This is a genomic window from Luteibacter sp. P4_D7_3 (genome assembly GCF_056401735.1).
Genome location: NZ_JBFUIT010000531.1, coordinates 1 through 1,559 on the forward strand (window position 1 = coordinate 1; position 1,559 = coordinate 1,559).

A 1,559-nucleotide genomic window follows, 5' to 3' on the forward strand; every position below is an offset into this window, starting at 1 on the left:
CGACAAAAGGGAAACCGACAAACACCATCGCTAGGAGGACGCCAAGCGGGGTATAAGCCACCTGGATGCCGAGCGGCACCAGCCAGCGGCCGAACCAGCCGTTAGGCGCATAGATGGCTGTCAGCGCAATACCGGCCACGGCGGTGGGCAGTGCGAAGGGCAGGTCGATGAGCGCGTCGAGAATGCGCCGGCCGGGAAAGCGATAGCGGACGAGCGCCCAAGTCACCATCAGGCCGACCACGACATTGATGCCCGCCGCCAGCAGCGCCCCACCGAAACTCAGCTTGAGCGCCGCCAGCGTGCGGGGTGATGCGAGCAGCTTGAGGATGCCGGCGAAACCGACATCCGACGCCTTCCATGCAAGGGCCGCGAGGGGCAGCAGGACAATGAGGCCAAGGTAGGTGACGGCAAAGCCGAGGCTCAATCCGAAGCCGGGCAAAACCCTTCGGCGCATGGTCAGTTGCCCGGGCCGATCTGGTCGAAGATGGCGCCATCGGCAAAGAACTTCGCCTGCGCCTTGCGCCAGTCGCCGAACACCTCGGCCAGGGTGAAGGTCTTCACCTGCGGAAACTGCGCGGCGTACTTCGCGGCGACGTCGGGCGAGCGGGGGCGGTAGAAGTTGCGCGCTTCGATGTCCTGGGCCTGCGGGGAGTAGAGGAACTTCAGGTAGGCGTCTGCGACCTCACGGGTGCCGCGCTCTGCGGCGTTCTTGTCGACAACAGCCACCGGTGGTTCGGCGAGGATCGTGATGGACGGAATGACGATATCGAACTGGTCGCCGCCGGCCTCCTTCTTCGCCAGCAGCGCTTCATTTTCCCAGGCAACCAGAACGTCGCCGATGCCGCGCTGGGTGAACGTCGTCGTGGCGCCTCGTGCTCCCGTGTCGAGCACGGGCACGTGCTGGAAGAGCGTCTTGACGAAGGCCCTGGCCTTCTCATCGGTGCCGCCGGGCAACTTGAGCGCGTAACCCCAGGCAGCGAGGAAGTTCCAGCGGGCGCCGCCGGATGTCTTGGGGTTGGGAGTGACGACCTGGACCCCGTCCCTGACGAGGTCGCCCCAGTCGCGAATGGCCTTCGGGTTGCCCTTGCGAACCAGGAAGACAATGGTCGACGTATAGGGGGAGGCGTTGTCTGGCAGGCGCGTTTGCCAGTCMTTGCCCAGCAGGCCGCGGTCGGCCACGGCGTCGACGTCATAGGCCAGTGCGAGTGTCACGACATCGGCGGGCAAGCCGTCGACAACAGCGCGCGCCTGTTTTCCTGAGCCGCCATGGGACATCTGGATAGTGACGTTGTCACCATGCTTCGCCTTCCAGTCGGCTGCGAAGGCCGTATTCACCGCCTTGTAGAGCTCGCGCGTGGGGTCGTAGGACACGTTGAGCAGCGTGACGTCTTTGGCCATGGCGGGCAGCGCCATGACGGTGGCTACGAGAGCCAGGAGGGTGGGACGAAGCTTCATCGTCAGGCTCCTTGGGTGGTCGGATGGCGCGGGAAGGGGGATATTTCGATGTAGCTGGTCGGCGTGTCGTCACGGTGTGAAATCCTGGGCGGACGGACATACAC

The 1,559-nt window shown here is 64.8% G+C and carries 2 protein-coding genes; both read right to left on the reverse strand.

Going from position 1 to position 1,559, the window contains the following annotated elements; genetic code table 11:
- Window positions 1–454 (reverse strand): ABC transporter permease (locus tag AC1DSN_RS22390; RefSeq protein ID WP_477333006.1); only part of this gene is annotated, 454 nt, incomplete at its 3' end.
- Between the two features lie 2 nt (window positions 455–456).
- Window positions 457–1,455, reverse strand: a complete 999-nt coding sequence (locus AC1DSN_RS22395; protein WP_477333008.1) for a sulfate ABC transporter substrate-binding protein — start codon at window positions 1,453–1,455, stop codon at window positions 457–459.
- Window positions 1,456–1,559 lie beyond the last annotated feature (104 nt).